Consider the following 15,866-nt stretch of genomic DNA (forward strand, 5'->3'; position numbering starts at 1 on the left):
TTTATAGATTATTACTCCTGCCGCACTAACATGGCTCTGCCGGCTGAATATTCGACGTTCAGCACGCAGTGGCAAAATAAGGCATATAACTAGAGGGTAATAAAATGAAACTTCGTGTTCTCTCCCTGATGGTCCCAGCGATGCTGATCGCCGGTTCAGCAGGTGCGGCAGAGATCTACAACAAAGATGGCAATAAACTTGACCTCTTTGGCAAAGTAGACGGCCTGCACTATTTCTCCGATAACGACGGTTCTGATGGCGATCAGTCCTATCTCCGCTTTGGTTTTAAAGGCGAAACCCAGATCAGCAATGAGCTGACCGGCTACGGTCAGTGGGAATACCAGGCTGCGCTGAACACCGCTGAGTCTGAAGGCACCGCTGACAGCTTTACCCGCGTAGGTTTTGCCGGTCTGAAATTTGGTGATGCAGGATCGCTGGATTACGGTCGCAACTATGGCGTGGCGTATGACATCGGCGCCTGGACAGACGTTCTGCCTGAGTTCGGCGGTGATACTTATGGCGCAGACAACTTTATGTTCCAGCGCTCTAATGGCCTGGCGACCTACCGTAACAATAACTTCTTTGGTCTGGTGGATGGCCTGAACTTTGCGGTTCAGTATCAGGGAAAAAACGACAGTGCAACCGAACTGGGCGGACGTGACGTTCTGGCTGGCAACGGCGATGGATGGGGTCTCTCCACCACTTACGATCTGGGCGAAGGGTTCGCTATCGGTGCGGCCATGTTCAGCTCGGACCGTACTAACGAACAGAACGGCGGCTCGGCGGGCACTGATACCATTCTGGGCCGTGGCGATAAAGCTACCGCTTATACCGGCGGTCTGAAATATGACGCTAACAACATCTATCTGGCAGCCATGTACACCCGCTCACAAAACGCTACTCGTTTTGGTGCCAGCGATGCGACCACTTACGGCTATGCTAACACCGCAGACAACTGGGAGCTGGTTGCTCAGTATCAGTTCGATTTCGGTCTGCGCCCATCCCTGGCCTTTGTCAGCTCTCGCGGCAGCGACATTGAAGGTTACGGCTCGCAGAACCTGAAAAAATATGTTGATGTGGGCGCGACCTACTACTTCAACAAAAATATGTCCACCTATGTTGATTACCAAATCAACCTGCTGGATGACAACAACTTTACCGACGCGACCGGCATCAACACTGATGACGTTGTGGCGCTGGGTCTGGTTTACCAGTTCTGAGTTGTCAGGGAGCGCAGGCCGCTGCGCTCCCTCGTTTTACTGCCGTTCCCTTCTCACTTCCTGTCTCTTTTTTCGCTAGTTATTTGCCCGATGATGCCGGTGACGTGGACGAAAGAGCTGTTTGGTATGCGTCTGCTTGTAATGCTTATAGCCTGAAAAGATAATCAGCCCCAGGCTCACGGCAAGGAGGAGGTAATAGATCATAGGATCTCCTTTAAAATCACTTGTTGGCAGCCTTTTATGGCCTGCATTCACTACGTATCCTGGTGAGCAATACCGATAAGATCAAGTGGGTTTTTCCGCACATAACTGCCTGAAATGCCTGATTTCGGACCAAAATTAACTACAGGTTGATTGCGTTTAATGAAGAAGAATTGGCTGTATTCTATTGCTATGGCAGCATTTATTATGCTTTCAGGGTGTGACGATGATAACCAGAGTCGCAGCCATTCCGCGCTGGTTTTAGAAGGACGCACAATGGGAACATTCTGGCGTATCAGCCTGGCAAATGTCCCCCCGGAGCGCAAAGCCAGCCTGCAAAAAGCGGTACAGCAGCAGTTAGATGAAGACGACCGTCAGCTCTCGACATGGAAAAAAGAGTCCGTGCTGTCACGCTTTAATCAGTATCGCGGCAGTGAACCTCAGCCGGTCAGCGATAATATGGCTGATATCGTTACCCTCTCTCTGCGCATCGGTAAAATGACCGCTGGGGCGATGGACATTACCGTGGGGCCGCTGGTGAATTTATGGGGTTTCGGGCCTGAAAAGCAGCCGGTCACCACGCCGGACCAGGCACAGATTGACGCCGCTAAGGCGCTGACCGGACTACAGCATCTCCGCGTCATTCAGCGTGCCGATGGCGCTTACCTGCAGAAGGACTTGCCTGACCTCTATGTCGACCTCTCTACGATGGGAGAAGGGTTTGCCACTGACCATCTTGCCAGATTGATGGAGGAAGAGGGGATTACTGACTATCTCGTCTCTGTGGGTGGTGCAGTGCTGACCCGCGGTAAAAACGCCCAGGGTCAGCCCTGGAAGGTTGCGATCCAAAAGCCCACGGATAAAGAGAACGCCGTGCAGGCGGTGGTCGATCTGCAGGGGCATGGCATCAGTACCTCCGGCAGCTATCGCAACTATTATGAACTGGATGGCAAACGTCTCTCCCATGTGATCGATCCGGCGACGGGGCGGCCCATTCAGCATAAACTGGTTTCTGCCACGGTGATTGCCACCACGGCGCTGGAAGCGGATGGCTGGGATACCGGGCTGATGGTGCTGGGCGAAGAGAAAGCCAAAGCGCTGGCGCTGCGGGAACATCTGGCGGTCTATCTGATCCAGAAGCAGGACGACGGCTTTACCACCTGGATGTCGCCGCAGTTTAAAGCCTTTATTCTGCCGCAATAGCAGCAACAGCGAAGGAGTCATCATGCTGGATTTGTTTAGTGAAGAAGCGCCCTGGGCCGAACCTCTGGCGGAGGGCGCAGTGATCCTGCGGCGGCATGCACGGGATGAAGCGGAAGAACTGATAAGGCTGGTGGAGGAGATCTCCGCGCAGAACCCGTTTCATCATCGCATTACCCCCGGCGGCCACCGCATGTCGGTGGCGATGACCAATTGCGGAGATTTCGGCTGGTCTACGGATTCACGAGGCTATCAGTACAGCGAACGCGACAACGTCAGCGGCCGCCGCTGGCCTGATATGCCGGACCCTTTTCGTCTTCTTGCCCGCAGCTGTGCGGATGCGGCGGGCTTTCCGCAATTTTCGCCAGATGCCTGCCTGATCAATCGCTATGAGCCAGGCGCCAGACTCACGCTGCATCAGGATAAAGATGAACAGGATCTGAAACAGCCGATAGTTTCCGTCTCGCTTGGGCTGCCGGCGGTTTTCCAGTTTGGCGGTTTTGAGCGCAGCGACGCCACCCAGCGGGTGCTGCTGGAGCATGGCGATGTGGTGGTCTGGGGCGGCCCCTCGCGGCTCAGGTTCCATGGCATTCTGCCGCTTAAGCCAGGCAGTCATCCCGTTACTGGCGCTTTCCGCTTTAACCTGACCTTCCGGCGTGCTTTTCGCTAGCGCAAAAAGAGGCGGATGAGAATTATAATTGATATCGTCTGGCGACTCATTAAACTGCACACTGCCTTGTTCTTACCTGGATGGTGTCATGGAGTTGCTTCGCGTGGTGTACCGGCAATATCGCTGGCCTTTTGTTTTCGTTATTGTTCTCAGCCTGCTTAGTGCGGCGCTTGGCATAGGGCTGATCGCTTTTATCAACCGCGAGCTGATTGTTGCCCTGAATTCGTCAGTCTGGGTACTGCCTGAATTCCTCGGGCTGTTGCTGCTGTTAATGGCCGTGACGCTGGCTTCACAGCTTGCCCTGACGCTGCTTGGACACCATTTTGTTTATCGCCTGCGCGGTGAATTTATCAAACGTATTCTCGATACCCAGGTCGAACGTATCGAGCAGATTGGCAGCGCACAGCTGCTGGCCGGACTCACCAGCGACGTACGCAATATCACCATCGCTTTTGTCCGTCTGCCTGAGCTGATTCAGGGCATTATCCTTACCCTGGGCGCAGCGGCCTACCTCGCCTGGCTTTCGCCGGAAATGCTGTTTATCACCGCCGTCTGGGTGGCGATTACCATTATTGGTGGCTGGCTGCTGGTGGCAAAAGTCTACCGCCATATGGCCAGGCTCCGTGAAATTGAGGACAACCTCTACACGGACTACCAGACCATTATTGAAGGGCGGAAAGAGCTGGCCCTTAACCGCCAGCGCGCTCATCTCATTTATGAAACGGTTTATCAGGAAGATGCCCGCAAATACCGGCACCATATTGTGCGCGCCGATACTTTCCATCTCAGCGCGGTAAACTGGTCAAATATTATGATGCTGGGCGCAATTGGCCTGGTCTTCTACATGGCTAATGGCCTCGGCTGGGCGAATACCGCCGTCGCAGCGACCTATTCACTGACGCTGCTGTTCCTGCGCACGCCCTTGCTCTCTGCGGTGGGAGCGCTGCCTACGCTGCTGACTGCTCAGGTGGCGTTCGACAAGCTAAACACCTTCCAGCTGACGCCGTACCAGTCTGAGTTCACCGTTCCTGCCGTCAGCAAAAACTGGCAGACGCTGGAATTACGTAATCTTGTTTTTCATTATGGCGATCGCGGTTTTGAAGTCGGGCCGGTCAACATGACGCTGAAGCGCGGAGAGCTGGTCTTCCTGATTGGCGGCAACGGCAGCGGAAAATCGACGCTGGCGATGCTGCTCACCGGGCTTTACCAGCCGGTATCCGGGCAGATCCTGCTGGATGGCGAAGTCATAGAAGCTGCAAATATTGGCAGCTATCGCAGCCTGTTTTCAGCCGTGTTTACCGATGTGCATCTGTTTGACCGGTTAATCGACAACCAGGGGGAAGCCGCTGACCCGGCAAAGGTGCAGCTCTGGCTTGAGCGCCTGAAAATGCAGGACAAAATTAAGCTGGAAGGCAACAAGGTGCTTAATCTTAAGCTGTCGAAAGGGCAGAGCAAGCGCCTGGCCCTGCTGCTGGCTACTGCTGAACAACGCGATATTTTGCTGCTGGATGAGTGGGCGGCTGACCAGGATCCTCACTTCCGCCGTATCTTCTATCGTGAGCTGCTGCCGTGGCTGCAGGAGATGGGGAAAACGGTCTTTGCCATCAGCCATGACGACCACTATTTCCTGCATGCCGACCGTCTGCTGGAGATGCGTGAAGGCAAGCTGAGCGAACTGACCGGGGAAGAGCGGGAGCTGGCTACGCTGGACGCGGTCAAACGCACAGACGTTGTTATGTAACCAATTAGCGTGGGTTACCGCTGAAGCAACTGTGCCGATCTTGAAGGATAACTGCCTGGTGAGGCAACAGGAAGAAGGCTTTTGCCTGAGGTTCAGGTTGAGGTTTCTCTCTCAGAGGGCCTCAACGATCCAGCTAAGGATGCGGGATGAGGTTCTCTCTACCCGCCCGGTAAATTCTCTGCCTGCGGGAAAATCACTGGAGTGCGAGGTTGTTAACCGCAGCAGGACTTTCTCTGCCTGCGGTGCACAGAACACGATTTCTGCCTCGCTGAAGCTCATAAATTTTCTGAGTCTGGGAGAGAGCGCTTTATAAAGACTCTCCTTCAGCGAAAAGGCCAGAGTCAGCGCATCGGGGAAGGGCAGGCCGCTCTGCATCAGCAAATGCTTCTCCTGCGGCGTAATAATGTTCTCCTGCATCGCTTCTGCCGTCTCTGCCCGCATCACCTGTTCACAGTCCACGCCCAACAGCTTGCCGCTCTCTGCTTTAGCCAGCAGCAGCGCTATTTCCTGCGTGCTGTGTGAGAGCGAGCCGGAGAATCCGGCTGGCCAGACCGGCGCTCTGCTGGCATCGTTCGCCAGAATCCAGGGATCGCTTCCCAGTCGGCACAGCGCGTGTCGCACCAGCGCTCTGCTGGCAAGATATTCTGCACGACGTTTCCTGACGGCCTTATTCAGATGCAAGGGGACGGGCAGCCGCAGAGTAGTAAAGAGCTGTTCATCAAAACAGGCAAGGTCGTAGTTGGCCTGAATAAGGCAGACATTGGGGTGATCGGCTGGGGAACGAAAGGTTACGTTTGTGATAAAACCGCCCGAATCGGCGAGCGCTAAAGGTTTCAGCGGCAGAACATAAGGGACGCTCTGGGAGTCCGGCAAACTCTGGATAGGCACCGTATACCTGACCTGCTTATCTTGATAATGCGTAATTTAAGCAGGTTAGAGGGTTAAGAGCAAAAAAGCGATCAGTCGTTAGAAGGGATGGCAAAGTTTTTCAGCGAAACCACGAAATGTTTGTTACCGCGAGAAATTTTAGCGCCACGATCGCACCAGTGGCTGGCCAGCCGGAAAAAATCGTCGCTATCGATGTCATACGCCAGCTCTACTTTGCTGATACCAGAGTGCAGCATCTCATCCGCATCTTTGAAATTCTTTGCTTTGATTATCGCCATTTTCAGTCACCGGGTAGGTTGGTGCAATGTTGCCAGAAAAGTGTAGCGACAGCGTATGTTAGTTTCGTGACAGTTTTGTTGCAGCGGGGGAGAATGAGATTTTCGCCATATAATAGTGTGATTAAGGTCTCACTCTTTCATGCTTTTCATCATTTGATAAATTTTTTGAAGAGTTGCTGATTAGCAACTAAATATTGTGGAAAAGTACTGATATCTAATGGTTGTACTTGTAATTTTCGGTCTCTGCCCCAGATGTCTTCCGCTTGCTCAATAACTTTGGTTATGTGATCAGGATTATTAAACTCAGGCAAGTCATATTCAGTATGTGAAATGGAAGACATTTTCTCAGCAATGCGTTGTGGGGTCATAATCCAGGAAAAATGCCATCCGCCATCAGCAATAACAGCCGTGTTCCATTTCAACCATTGCCATTTTAATCTGCTTCTTTTAATAGATGAGCGCTTTGTGTTACGTAGCTCCTCGGGTTTACCACCAAAAAATCCAACTAAATTTTTATAGGCGATCGCTTTGGGTAATGTGCATTTACGGGGTGAGCCGTTGGTGTTAAACACTTGAAGATTAAAGTGATAGTTATAAAAATTTTGATGTATGACGGTGCACAGTTTGTTCTTTTTGATAGAGGGAATGATGGCTGGATTAAAAATCTCATCAACATCAGAAACGAGTATAAGGTCGTCTTGCTCAGCATCAACGAGGCCCGCCATAATCGAATTTCGGGTATCAGCTTCGTTCTGCCAGGCATCCAGGTGGGGAGGTTGATCGAACATAACATAGATAATTTTATCTTCGAACCGCTTAAATTTCTCTATATTAAAATTTAATCGCTTCGGTTTGCCTGTGAACGTGTGGGTTGACTCAACAATGACGAACTTGTCGACCACCTCTGACAACGTATGTAACCGAAGATCCAACAACATATCTTCATCGTAATATAAAAAACAATCGTAAATCATCAGCAGTCCCAGCAGAAGGATTTAAATTATTGATAAGTAATTTTAGTAAAAAGAAAGATAAAAAATAATGATTCAGATGCTGAATATAATAAAAAAACAAAAAAACCCGTAATTCTGTAGAATTTACGGGCTTAATGATAATGCATTGAAAATTTGGTCGGCACGAGAGGATTTGAACCTCCGACCCCTGACACCCCATGACAGTGCGCTACCAGGCTGCGCTACGTGCCGACTCGTGAGCTAATAGTACGCAAAACGCGGTCGATTGCAAGAGGCTAACACGTTGACTGCTATGAATTTAAGCAATCGCTCTGTCAGTCAGCGATAAAGCGCTTCTCTTCTGTCAGCACCTGAAGCAGCAGCGCAAGCTGCGGCTTGTGATCCTTCAGGCGGTTACCCTTTTCATCCCAGGCGGTATAGCTGCCGCTGTTATCCAGCACCAGCGTGATCGTAGGCGTGGTGATCACTAGCTGACGATCGGTACTGCTGGCTACCCAGTTATGACGTCTCTGGGCTGCGAAGAGATCTTCACCCTGTGAATAGTCCGCCGCAGGGGTACTGACATGCAGCAGGCGCTGCATCAGCGTGGTCATAATGTCCTGATGATCGGTCAGCTTTCGCACCTGCTGCGCTGGCGTATCAGGCCAGTGCACAATCAGCGGCACCTGAAGATTTGCCCGGTTGCCCAGGCTGCTGTCGCCATCCAACGCAACACCATGCTCTGCGGTGATAACCACCACCGTTTTTTCCAGCAGCCCTTTTTCCTGCAGTGTGGTCAGCACATCCTGAATCTGCTTATCCACATCCGCGGCGGTACGGGCGTAACGGCGGGTGATATTTTTCGCAGGCCCTTCTTTGATCTCATTTCCACCCAGTGAAAGGTAGGAAAACCACGGCGAACTTTGCGACTTCTGACTTTCCAGCCAGCGTTGCCACTGGGCCGTGGTCTGTGCGTTAGTCTGCGTTTGCGACGGCGGCAGCGAGAAGTCTGCTAACAGTGCCTGACGATAGAGCGGTGAAGCAAAACCATCAGAGGCAAAGAGGCCAAACTGGTAGCCCTGCTTGCCCAGAGAGTCAACCAGCGCAGAAGGCACTCTGGAGGAGAGCACGCCATCCATATAGCTTGGTGAGATGCCATAAAACAGCCCAAACAAGCCGCTGTCAGCCCGGCTACCGGCACTAAAATGCTGGGTAAAGCTGACGTTCTGCTGAGCAAATTGCGCCAGGTGGGGTAGCGATGTCGACAGCGTGCTCTGGTTCAGGCCATCAACAGTGATAATCAGTAAATTATTGCGCGTCCCGCTGTCCCGGAAGGTGATGTCATTCAACGGATAGGCAACAGAGACCGCTTCAGGATTACCCTGTTCAACCAGTCGGCGCTGATACTCCTGCGCATCCAGCAGGCCGTGACGCTCCAGGAAGCGGCGGGCAGTCATAGGATAGGAGAGCGGCAGGTTAGAACGCTGCATGGTGATCGGACGATAGAAGTTCGCATCCGCCCAGATATAGAGCAGATGGCTGGTGAAAAAAGCAATAATAAACAGAAGAGCGAGCGGCTTGCCGAAGTTGCGCCTGTTAAGGCTGCGCAGCTTCTGCCAGCTCCAGGTGGCAAACAGCATCTCCACCAGGAAAATGGCGGGCACGCTGATAAACATCAGCTGCCAGTCGCGGGCCATCTCCGTCTGATCCGGGTTCACCACCAGCTGCCACACCACCGGGTTGAGGTGCAGGTGGAAGCGATTGAACACCGCGCTGTCTACCAGGATCAGCGTCAACCCTGCGGTGGCGATAATGGCAGAAAGGAAGCGCAGCAGCCGCTGCGACATCACCACAAAGGTCAGCGGAAAAATGATCAGCAGGTAAGCGGCAAAGACGATAAAGCTGAAATGGCCCAGCCAACTGGTAAAGGCGTAAATGCGCCCGGCCAGCGAGGCAGGCCAGTCAGAAACAAACAGGTAGCGGCTGCCCAGCACAAAAGCCACGATGATATTAAAGAGGGCGAACCAGTGCCCCCAGCTAATCATCTGGGAGACTTTTTCACGGTAGCGCTGCCGATTTGTTACCATAACAGGGTCAGGATCATCAGATTAATGGGCTTTATCGTCACGCACGGAAGCCTTAAGCGCTTCGGCGAATGAGTGCGCCAGCGAGTGCCGTTGAGCTGGCGCTACGCTGGTATTCAGCAAATTGGTCACCATATTTCCCAGTACCATCAGGGAAAGGTCGGTGGGGGCCTTGTCTTTTTCAAGTACATGGGCCAGTTCTGCGAGGAGTTTTTCCACGCGGTCGTCACTGTAGCGAGATGATTGTGGCATAACGTCGAATTTATTGAGTATTAAAGGGCGGCATCTTACCGTAAAACCGCGATTTTTTCTGCACTTTTATCGATCGCAACAGGTTAATGTTGCTGGCAGTTGATCGCCGGAAGACTCGGTGATTGAATACGCGCTAAATCTAAAGGAGAGTCTACCATGAGTCTGGATATTGAGCAGATTGCCCTGCATCAGTTGATCAAGCGCGATGAGCAATCGCTTGAGCTGGTGCTGCGCGAAACGCTGCTGCCTGCCAATGCGCCCGTCACCGCGATGATGGAAGAGCTGCACCGCGTTTACAGCGCTAAAAGCAAGGCTTATGGCCTGTTTAATGAAGAGAGTGAACTGGCAGATGCGCTGCGCAACTGCCGCAAAGGGGAAGATGACTTCCTGGCGTTCAGCCGCGCTGCAACGGGACGTTTACGCGATGAACTGGGGAAATATTCCTTTGCCGAAGGCGGCATTGTGCTGTTCGGTCACTACCGTTATCTGGCGGTAGAGTATTTGCTGATTGCGGTGCTGAACAGCCAGAACAGTATGCGTGTTAACGAAGAGCTGGACATCAGCAGCACGCACTATCTGGATATCAACCACGCCGATATTGTGGCGCGTATCGATCTTACCGAATGGGAAACTAATCCTGGCTCCACCCGCTATCTGACTTTCCTGCGTGGCCGGGTAGGGCGTAAAGTCGCCGATTTCTTTATGGATTTCCTGGGTGCCAGCGTTGGCCTGGATACTAAAGCCCAGAACCGGGGGCTGTTGCAGGCCGTTGACGATTACTGTTCTGAAGCCAGCCTCGATAAAAACGAGCGGCAGAACTATCGCCAACAGGTTTACAGCTACTGTAATGAACAGCTGCAGTCTGGCGAGGAAATCGAGCTGGAGGGGTTATCCAAAGAGCTGGCTCCGCTGGGTGAAAAAACGTTTCAGGCCTTTACGCAGGAGCAGGGCTATGAGCTGGAAGAGAGCTTTCCTGCTGACCGCAGCACGCTGCGCCAGCTAACCAAATTTGCCGGAAGCGGCGGTGGGTTGACGCTAAACTTTGATGCGCTACTGCTGGGAGAACGCATTTTCTGGGACCCCGCGACCGATACGCTGACCATCAAAGGCACGCCGCCTAATCTGCGTGACCAGCTGCAACGCCGCAGCAGCGGAAGCTGACAGGAGCGATCTGCCGCTCTTTTCTGCCTGACGCAAGCCAAAAAAAACGCCGCATAAGCGGCGTTTCTTTCACAAAAACCTGGTCGGCAATTAAGCGCGAACGAAGTCGATGTGGTGCAGTTTTGGCTTGAACGGGTGACGCTGAACAGCCTGCACTTTTACTTTTTCTTCTTTACCATTAACAACCAGAGTCAGAACTTCAGTGTAGAAACCCGGTTTTGCCTGGGTGTTCATTACTGAGTCGTGGTCCAGTTCGATGGCTACAGCTGCTTCTTTACCGCCATAAATGATGGCCGGGAATTTGTTAGCTGTACGCAGGCGGCGGCTCGCACCCTTGCCCTGCTCTTTACGTTCTTCTGCATTGATAGTGAACATTGTTCAATCTCTTTATCGGATTATCCTGCTACAGGCGACCCAGCAGCAGGTTGGAGTATTCAACTTTTGCTTCAGCAAAAGCGGGGCGCATTATAGCCCAGGTTAGGCGCTGCGGGCAATGGATTAAAGTTGCCGTGAAAATGCGCGCCGTTATTCAGGCTAATCCTGTTCTTTATACGGGGGTTGCGCCCTGTTAGCGGAGTTCGTTGGCGCGGCGGTAGCGGCCCTGGTAATCGAACATTTTTTCCCGTATCTGCCAGTAATGACGCTGCTTGCGGGCGACCACAAAATCGGGCTGGCGCAGCAGCGGTTGCAGGGCAACGATATCCGCCGCGTTTTTCCAGCCCAGCGGCACGCCGGGCGCGCGTTGATGTGGCCGTAAAAAGACCTGCTCAAAGGCGGTGCGTTGTGCGGGGGTAGTGAGCCGGAAGCGTTCGCTCACTTCGGTCGCTTCTTCATCGTAGTAGCGCGCTTTCAGCCATTCGCCTTTCTCATCCCGGCCACACTCCAGCACCATAGCGGCACAGCGTAAAACCAAAGCATCCTTGAGTTTCAGCGCCGCCTTCAGCATATCGTCCGGGTCCACCAGTACCGCGTCGCACTCGTGACAGCGTCGTGCCGCAATATCGTTTTCAGCATTGCAGTGCGGGCAACTTTTGAAGCGGAAGCGGAAGTCACACTGCTCCCTTTCACCCTCGTCATCTTCCAGCACGCCCTCACAGCGGCGGCCAAAATGTTCAATGATGGTGCCGTCCGCGGTTGTTTTTCCCCAGAAGGTATTGGCGAACCCGCAGGCGGGACAGAAAACCTGCACCGGTTTGTTATCGCTTTTCCCTTTAGGGGAGCCGACTTCAGGAGTGAAAATATCGTGTGGATTACCAGCATAGTCGAGGATCAGGCAGTCGGTTTTTCCCGGCGAGAGGCGCAAACCTCGCCCGACAATCTGCTGATAAAGACTGACCGATTCGGTAGGACGGAGAATGGCGATCAAATCCACGTGGGGCGCATCAAACCCGGTAGTTAATACGGCCACGTTGACCATATAGCGGATTTCACGCGCTTTAAACGCGGTAATCAGCGCATCCCTTTCTGCGCCTGGCGTTCCTGCGCTGATCAGCGCTTTACTGCCAGGCAACAGGCCAAGCACTTCTTTTGCGTGATCGACCGTTGAAGCAAAAATCATGACTCCCTGCCGATCCTGTGCAAACTCGACGATCTGCTGAACGATATGGGGAGTAATACGCTGCTGTTGCTTCAGCTCACGGTTGAGGTCCGCTTCGCTGAACAGGCCATTTTCATTGGCGGTCAGACGGCTGAAGTCATATTGTACTACCGGCATATCAAGCCTTTCCGGGGGAACCAGAAAGCCGTGCCTGATCATATAGCGCAGCGGCAGTTCGTAGATACAGTCCCGAAACAGCGCCCGTTCGTCACCTCTGACCATGCCGTGGTAATGGAACTGATAAATCCAGCCTTTGCCCAGACGGTAGGGCGTTGCGGTCAGACCCAGCAGGCGAAGCTGGGGATTGCTCTGGCGCAGATGCGCGAGGATTTGCTGGTACTGACTTTCATCCGCATCGCTGATGCGGTGGCATTCATCCACGATCAGCAGCGTAAATTCACCATCAAACTGTGCCAGATTGCGCGCAACGGACTGGACGCTGCCGAAGACCACCTTGCTGCGGCTCTCTTTGCGCTGCAAACCGGCGGCGAAGATATCCGCCTCCAGCCCATAAGCCTGATATTTGCTGTGATTCTGCGCCACCAGCTCTTTGACATGGGCCAGCACCAGCACCCTTCCGCGTGCCAGCCGGGCCAGCTCGGCAATCACCAGGCTTTTGCCCGCGCCGGTAGGCAGCACGATCACGGCGGGCTGGTGGGAGCGACGAAAGTAGCTGAGCGTGGCATCAACCGCTTCCTGCTGATAGGGACGTAGCGTAAACGACATGAGTTAGCAATCTGCGAGCAAAACCGCATTATGCCACGAAAGCAGAATTCGTGCGCTTCAGCCTCTGTGCCTGAGCGCTAACTCCCGATATACTGTGGATTCATTTCGAGACTCTCTCTTCAAACGTGCCCGTTACGGGTGCGTCGGTTTTTATTTTCAACTCAAACAGGCAGTGCAGATTTAATGCGACTTGATAAATTTTTATCTCAGCAACTGGAAGTCAGCCGGGCAATTGCCCTTCGTGAGCTGCGGGCTCGTAAAGTCACCGTTGATGGGGAAGTGGTCAGGGAAGGCGCCTTCAAGCTGAAACCTGAAAACCAGGTTGAGTACGACGGCAATCCTCTGCATCTGCAGTTTGGTCCCCGCTACTTTATGCTGAACAAACCTCAGGGCTACGTCTGTTCTACAGAAGATCCCGATCATCCTACCGTACTCTTTTTCCTGGAAGAGCCTACCGCCTATAAGCTGCATGCGGCCGGGCGGCTGGATATCGACACCACCGGGCTGGTGCTGATGACCGACGATGGCCAATGGTCCCACCGTATTACCTCGCCACGTCATCATTGTGAAAAAACTTACCTGGTCACGCTGGAGTCACCGGTTGCAGAGGATACGGCGGAGAAATTTACCGCCGGGGTGCAGCTGCATAACGAGAAAGATCTGACCAAACCGGCCAGACTGGAAATCATTAGCGAGAATCAGGTGCGCCTGACCATCAGCGAAGGGCGCTATCACCAGGTGAAGCGGATGTTTGCCGCCGTGGGTAATCATGTGGTGGCCCTGCATCGCGAACGGATTGGCAGCATTGTGCTGGACGAAGAGATGGAGCCGGGTGAATACCGTGCGCTGACGGCAGAAGAGATCGCCAGCGTGGTTGTTCCCCGCTAGCGGCAGACTAATTCAGAGAGGAAGTGAGCAGCAATGAGGGTGCGTAAGGACAAGAACTCATCAGTGGGTCTGGTGGTGATCCTCGGCCTGTTGGCCATGTTAATGCCGTTATCGATTGATATGTATCTGCCTGCGCTACCGCAAATTGCCCGCGAGTTCGGCGTGTCGGCAGGCAGCGTGCAGATGACGCTGAACCTCTACATTCTGGGGTTTGCGCTGGGCCAACTGGTGTATGGTCCTCTTGCTGACAGCTTTGGCCGCAAGCCGGTGATTGCTGTGGGAACCCTGGTGTTTGCCGTGGCTGCCGCAGCCTGCGCGATGTCGCAAACCATCGATCAGCTGATCTTTATGCGCCTGCTGCATGGCCTGTCGGCAGCGGCGGGCAGCGTAGTAATCAGTGCTCTGATGCGTGACAGCTACTCGAAAGAGGAGTTTTCCCGCATGATGTCCTTTGTGATGCTGGTTACTACCATTGCGCCGCTGCTGGCCCCGATAGTGGGCGGCTGGCTGCTGTTGCTCTGGAGCTGGCACGCCATTTTCTGGGCCATTTCCGGCGCGGCCGTGGTCACTACGGTGCTGGTGGTCACGCAGATCAAAGAGACGTTGCCCCACGACAAGCGGCAGAAGTTTCACCTGCGCACCACGCTGGGCAATTTCCTCTCCCTGTTCCGCCACAAGCGGGTCTTCAGCTACATGCTGGCCAGCGGCTTCTCCTTTGCCGGGCTTTTCTCCTTCCTGAACGCCGGGCCGTTTGTTTATATTGAACTGAACCATATCAGCCCGCAGGACTTTGGTTACTACTTTGCGCTTAACGTAGTGTTCCTGTTCCTGATGACGCTGCTTAACAGTCGCTCCGTTCGTCGGTTCGGCCCGCTGGCGATGTTCCGTTTCGGTCTGCTGATACAGTTCACCATGGGTCTCTGGATGGTGATTGTCAGCGCCTTGAACCTTGGCTTCCTGCCGCTGGTGTTTGGCGTGGCGATGTTTATCGGCTGCGTGGCCATGGTTTCATCGAATGCGATGGCGGTGATCCTGGAAGAGTTCCCGCATATGGCGGGTACTGCCTCCTCGCTGGCCGGTACGCTGCGTTTTGGCGTCGGTGCGCTGGTCGGGGCGCTGCTCTCAACGCTGTCGTTTAACAGCGCATGGCCGATGGTAGGGTCGATATTTATCTGCTCGACCTTCTCTATTTTGCTGTTTATCTACGCCACGCGCCCGCGTAAAGCGGCCGCAGCCTGAATTATCTTGTGCGCCTGACTCTTCAGGCGCACAGGGTTTTCCACTCTGGCAAATTTTCCTTTTGCCAGTTCGCCAGTTCGCTATTTCACCTTTACGTTTTGCACCGCCTCCCTCTCTTTATCTCTGGTACATCCCTTCTGCTTACTGCAATGCTGTTTTCAGCAACACCGGTTCTGTACAACCCTCAATAACGGTATTGTTATTTATTTGTAAAAATAACTGATGGAAAAGTTACCGTCGTGCAACAAATTAGTTGTTATTACGCCCCTGACGCGGTAAATATAACGTTAAAATGAGAGTTACTTCTCAAATTCAGCCCGTTAAGCGGGTGAAGAACAAAGCCATTGCGAACCCTGATGATGCTGATAAAAGCAGGTTGGCGTAGCTGAAGAGAACCGGTACCGGTCTGGGGAGTTTGGGTGAATACGTTACAACATTCTGTGGTACATCGTTTACCGCAAAGCTACCGTTGGGGAGCGGGACCGACTGGCAGCAGCGTCGAACCGCTGGTGGTAAATAACCTCTCTGCAGATGACGATCTGATTGGCCTTACGCTGCTCAGCCATGAGGGCGAGCAGGCAAGAGAGATCATGCGCATGATTCAGGATGCGCTGGCGGAAATCCAGATTGAGTGTGCCGTAGTGGAGTACGCGGGCGAACCCTGTCTGTTTGTGACCCGTCAGGATGAGTGTGCCACCACATGTCGGCTGAAAAACTTTGGGGTGGGCATCGCCGAACCCTTTCAGGATGCCTCTGCCTGACCTGATC

16 protein-coding genes and 1 tRNA gene are annotated in these 15,866 nt (G+C 53.3%); 8 read left to right on the top strand and 9 right to left on the bottom strand.

The features are described 5' to 3' along the window. The first annotated feature begins 104 nt into the window (after nucleotides 1–104). Complete coding sequence (gene ompC / locus SD961_RS13625) at nucleotides 105–1,220, top strand: porin OmpC (RefSeq protein WP_318790883.1); 1,116 nt, start codon at nucleotides 105–107, stop codon at nucleotides 1,218–1,220. A 75-nt stretch (nucleotides 1,221–1,295) separates the two neighbouring features. On the opposite strand, the gene SD961_RS13630 is transcribed toward ompC, so the two are convergent. Continuing rightward, nucleotides 1,296–1,424, bottom strand: a complete 129-nt coding sequence (locus SD961_RS13630; RefSeq protein WP_318790884.1) for a hypothetical protein — start codon at nucleotides 1,422–1,424, stop codon at nucleotides 1,296–1,298. A 159-nt stretch (nucleotides 1,425–1,583) separates the two neighbouring features. Between SD961_RS13630 and apbE the strand changes: the two genes are divergently transcribed. From apbE to SD961_RS13645, 3 genes are all read left to right on the top strand, one after another. Next, nucleotides 1,584–2,624: an FAD:protein FMN transferase ApbE gene (apbE, locus tag SD961_RS13635; protein ID WP_318790885.1), complete on the top strand. Its 1,041-nt coding sequence runs from the start codon at nucleotides 1,584–1,586 to the stop codon at nucleotides 2,622–2,624. A gap of 22 nt (nucleotides 2,625–2,646) precedes the next feature. Further along, nucleotides 2,647–3,291 (top strand): DNA oxidative demethylase AlkB, encoded by a 645-nt coding sequence (gene alkB, locus SD961_RS13640; RefSeq protein WP_318790886.1) that lies wholly within the window; start codon nucleotides 2,647–2,649, stop codon nucleotides 3,289–3,291. Nucleotides 3,292–3,379: 88 nt separating this feature from the next. Next, nucleotides 3,380–5,032, top strand: coding sequence for a multidrug ABC transporter permease/ATP-binding protein (locus SD961_RS13645; protein WP_318790887.1), 1,653 nt, complete (start codon nucleotides 3,380–3,382; stop codon nucleotides 5,030–5,032). 111 nt (nucleotides 5,033–5,143) lie between these two features. Here SD961_RS13645 and SD961_RS13650 read toward each other — a convergent pair whose 3' ends face one another. The 6 genes from SD961_RS13650 to SD961_RS13675 form a co-directional block, all read right to left on the bottom strand. Next, entirely contained in the window at nucleotides 5,144–5,920 is a 777-nt protein-coding gene (locus SD961_RS13650) for a 4'-phosphopantetheinyl transferase family protein (RefSeq protein ID WP_318790888.1), read from the bottom strand. 71 nt (nucleotides 5,921–5,991) lie between these two features. Continuing rightward, entirely contained in the window at nucleotides 5,992–6,198 is a 207-nt protein-coding gene (locus SD961_RS13655; RefSeq protein ID WP_318790889.1) for a hypothetical protein, read from the bottom strand. A 149-nt stretch (nucleotides 6,199–6,347) separates the two neighbouring features. Then, nucleotides 6,348–7,172, bottom strand: a complete 825-nt coding sequence (locus SD961_RS13660) for a benzoate transporter (RefSeq protein WP_318790890.1) — start codon at nucleotides 7,170–7,172, stop codon at nucleotides 6,348–6,350. 154 nt (nucleotides 7,173–7,326) lie between these two features. Further along, nucleotides 7,327–7,403, bottom strand: a tRNA-Pro gene (locus tag SD961_RS13665). Between the two features lie 83 nt (nucleotides 7,404–7,486). Then, nucleotides 7,487–9,238, bottom strand: a complete 1,752-nt coding sequence (gene yejM, locus SD961_RS13670; RefSeq protein ID WP_318790891.1) for an LPS biosynthesis-modulating metalloenzyme YejM — start codon at nucleotides 9,236–9,238, stop codon at nucleotides 7,487–7,489. A 21-nt stretch (nucleotides 9,239–9,259) separates the two neighbouring features. Beyond that, nucleotides 9,260–9,487 (bottom strand): YejL family protein, encoded by a 228-nt coding sequence (locus SD961_RS13675; protein ID WP_306211671.1) that lies wholly within the window; start codon nucleotides 9,485–9,487, stop codon nucleotides 9,260–9,262. A gap of 156 nt (nucleotides 9,488–9,643) precedes the next feature. On the opposite strand from SD961_RS13675, the gene yejK reads away from it, so the two are divergent. Next, nucleotides 9,644–10,648 carry a nucleoid-associated protein YejK gene (yejK, locus tag SD961_RS13680; RefSeq protein WP_318790892.1) on the top strand — a complete coding sequence of 335 codons (1,005 nt, stop codon included), beginning with the start codon at nucleotides 9,644–9,646 and terminating at the stop codon, nucleotides 10,646–10,648. A gap of 90 nt (nucleotides 10,649–10,738) precedes the next feature. Here the strand turns inward: yejK and rplY are convergent, their stop codons facing one another. Both rplY and SD961_RS13690 read right to left on the bottom strand, forming a co-directional pair. Then, entirely contained in the window at nucleotides 10,739–11,023 is a 285-nt protein-coding gene (rplY, locus tag SD961_RS13685; protein WP_306211675.1) for a 50S ribosomal protein L25, read from the bottom strand. A 193-nt stretch (nucleotides 11,024–11,216) separates the two neighbouring features. Next, nucleotides 11,217–12,971 carry a DEAD/DEAH box helicase gene (locus tag SD961_RS13690; protein ID WP_318790893.1) on the bottom strand — a complete coding sequence of 585 codons (1,755 nt, stop codon included), beginning with the start codon at nucleotides 12,969–12,971 and terminating at the stop codon, nucleotides 11,217–11,219. Between the two features lie 183 nt (nucleotides 12,972–13,154). Between SD961_RS13690 and rsuA the strand changes: the two genes are divergently transcribed. The 3 genes from rsuA (at nucleotide 13,155) to SD961_RS13705 (ending at nucleotide 15,859) form a co-directional block, all read left to right on the top strand. Then, nucleotides 13,155–13,859: a 16S rRNA pseudouridine(516) synthase RsuA gene (gene rsuA, locus SD961_RS13695; protein WP_318790894.1), complete on the top strand. Its 705-nt coding sequence runs from the start codon at nucleotides 13,155–13,157 to the stop codon at nucleotides 13,857–13,859. A 39-nt stretch (nucleotides 13,860–13,898) separates the two neighbouring features. Beyond that, nucleotides 13,899–15,098, top strand: coding sequence for a Bcr/CflA family multidrug efflux MFS transporter (locus tag SD961_RS13700; RefSeq protein ID WP_318790958.1), 1,200 nt, complete (start codon nucleotides 13,899–13,901; stop codon nucleotides 15,096–15,098). 419 nt (nucleotides 15,099–15,517) lie between these two features. Then, nucleotides 15,518–15,859 (top strand): YejG family protein, encoded by a 342-nt coding sequence (locus tag SD961_RS13705; RefSeq protein WP_318790895.1) that lies wholly within the window; start codon nucleotides 15,518–15,520, stop codon nucleotides 15,857–15,859. Nucleotides 15,860–15,866: the final 7 nt, after the last annotated feature.

This window comes from Erwinia sp. MMLR14_017, assembly GCF_033657285.1.
In the GTDB taxonomy this organism is placed as follows: Bacteria; Pseudomonadota; Gammaproteobacteria; order Enterobacterales; family Enterobacteriaceae; genus Erwinia.

Excerpts from the sequence above, each read along its gene's own strand:
- ompC (WP_318790883.1), top strand. The coding sequence starts at position 105 with ATGAAACTTCGTGTTCTCTCCCTGATGGTCCCAGCGATGCTGATCGCC.
- SD961_RS13630 (WP_318790884.1), bottom strand. The coding sequence starts at position 1,424 with ATGATCTATTACCTCCTCCTTGCCGTGAGCCTGGGGCTGATTATCTTT.
- apbE (WP_318790885.1), top strand. The coding sequence starts at position 1,584 with ATGAAGAAGAATTGGCTGTATTCTATTGCTATGGCAGCATTTATTATG.
- alkB (WP_318790886.1), top strand. The coding sequence starts at position 2,647 with ATGCTGGATTTGTTTAGTGAAGAAGCGCCCTGGGCCGAACCTCTGGCG.
- SD961_RS13645 (WP_318790887.1), top strand. The coding sequence starts at position 3,380 with ATGGAGTTGCTTCGCGTGGTGTACCGGCAATATCGCTGGCCTTTTGTT.
- SD961_RS13655 (WP_318790889.1), bottom strand. The coding sequence starts at position 6,198 with ATGGCGATAATCAAAGCAAAGAATTTCAAAGATGCGGATGAGATGCTG.
- SD961_RS13660 (WP_318790890.1), bottom strand. The coding sequence starts at position 7,172 with ATGATTTACGATTGTTTTTTATATTACGATGAAGATATGTTGTTGGAT.
- yejM (WP_318790891.1), bottom strand. The coding sequence starts at position 9,238 with ATGGTAACAAATCGGCAGCGCTACCGTGAAAAAGTCTCCCAGATGATT.
- SD961_RS13675 (WP_306211671.1), bottom strand. The coding sequence starts at position 9,487 with ATGCCACAATCATCTCGCTACAGTGACGACCGCGTGGAAAAACTCCTC.
- yejK (WP_318790892.1), top strand. The coding sequence starts at position 9,644 with ATGAGTCTGGATATTGAGCAGATTGCCCTGCATCAGTTGATCAAGCGC.
- rplY (WP_306211675.1), bottom strand. The coding sequence starts at position 11,023 with ATGTTCACTATCAATGCAGAAGAACGTAAAGAGCAGGGCAAGGGTGCG.
- SD961_RS13690 (WP_318790893.1), bottom strand. The coding sequence starts at position 12,971 with ATGTCGTTTACGCTACGTCCCTATCAGCAGGAAGCGGTTGATGCCACG.
- rsuA (WP_318790894.1), top strand. The coding sequence starts at position 13,155 with ATGCGACTTGATAAATTTTTATCTCAGCAACTGGAAGTCAGCCGGGCA.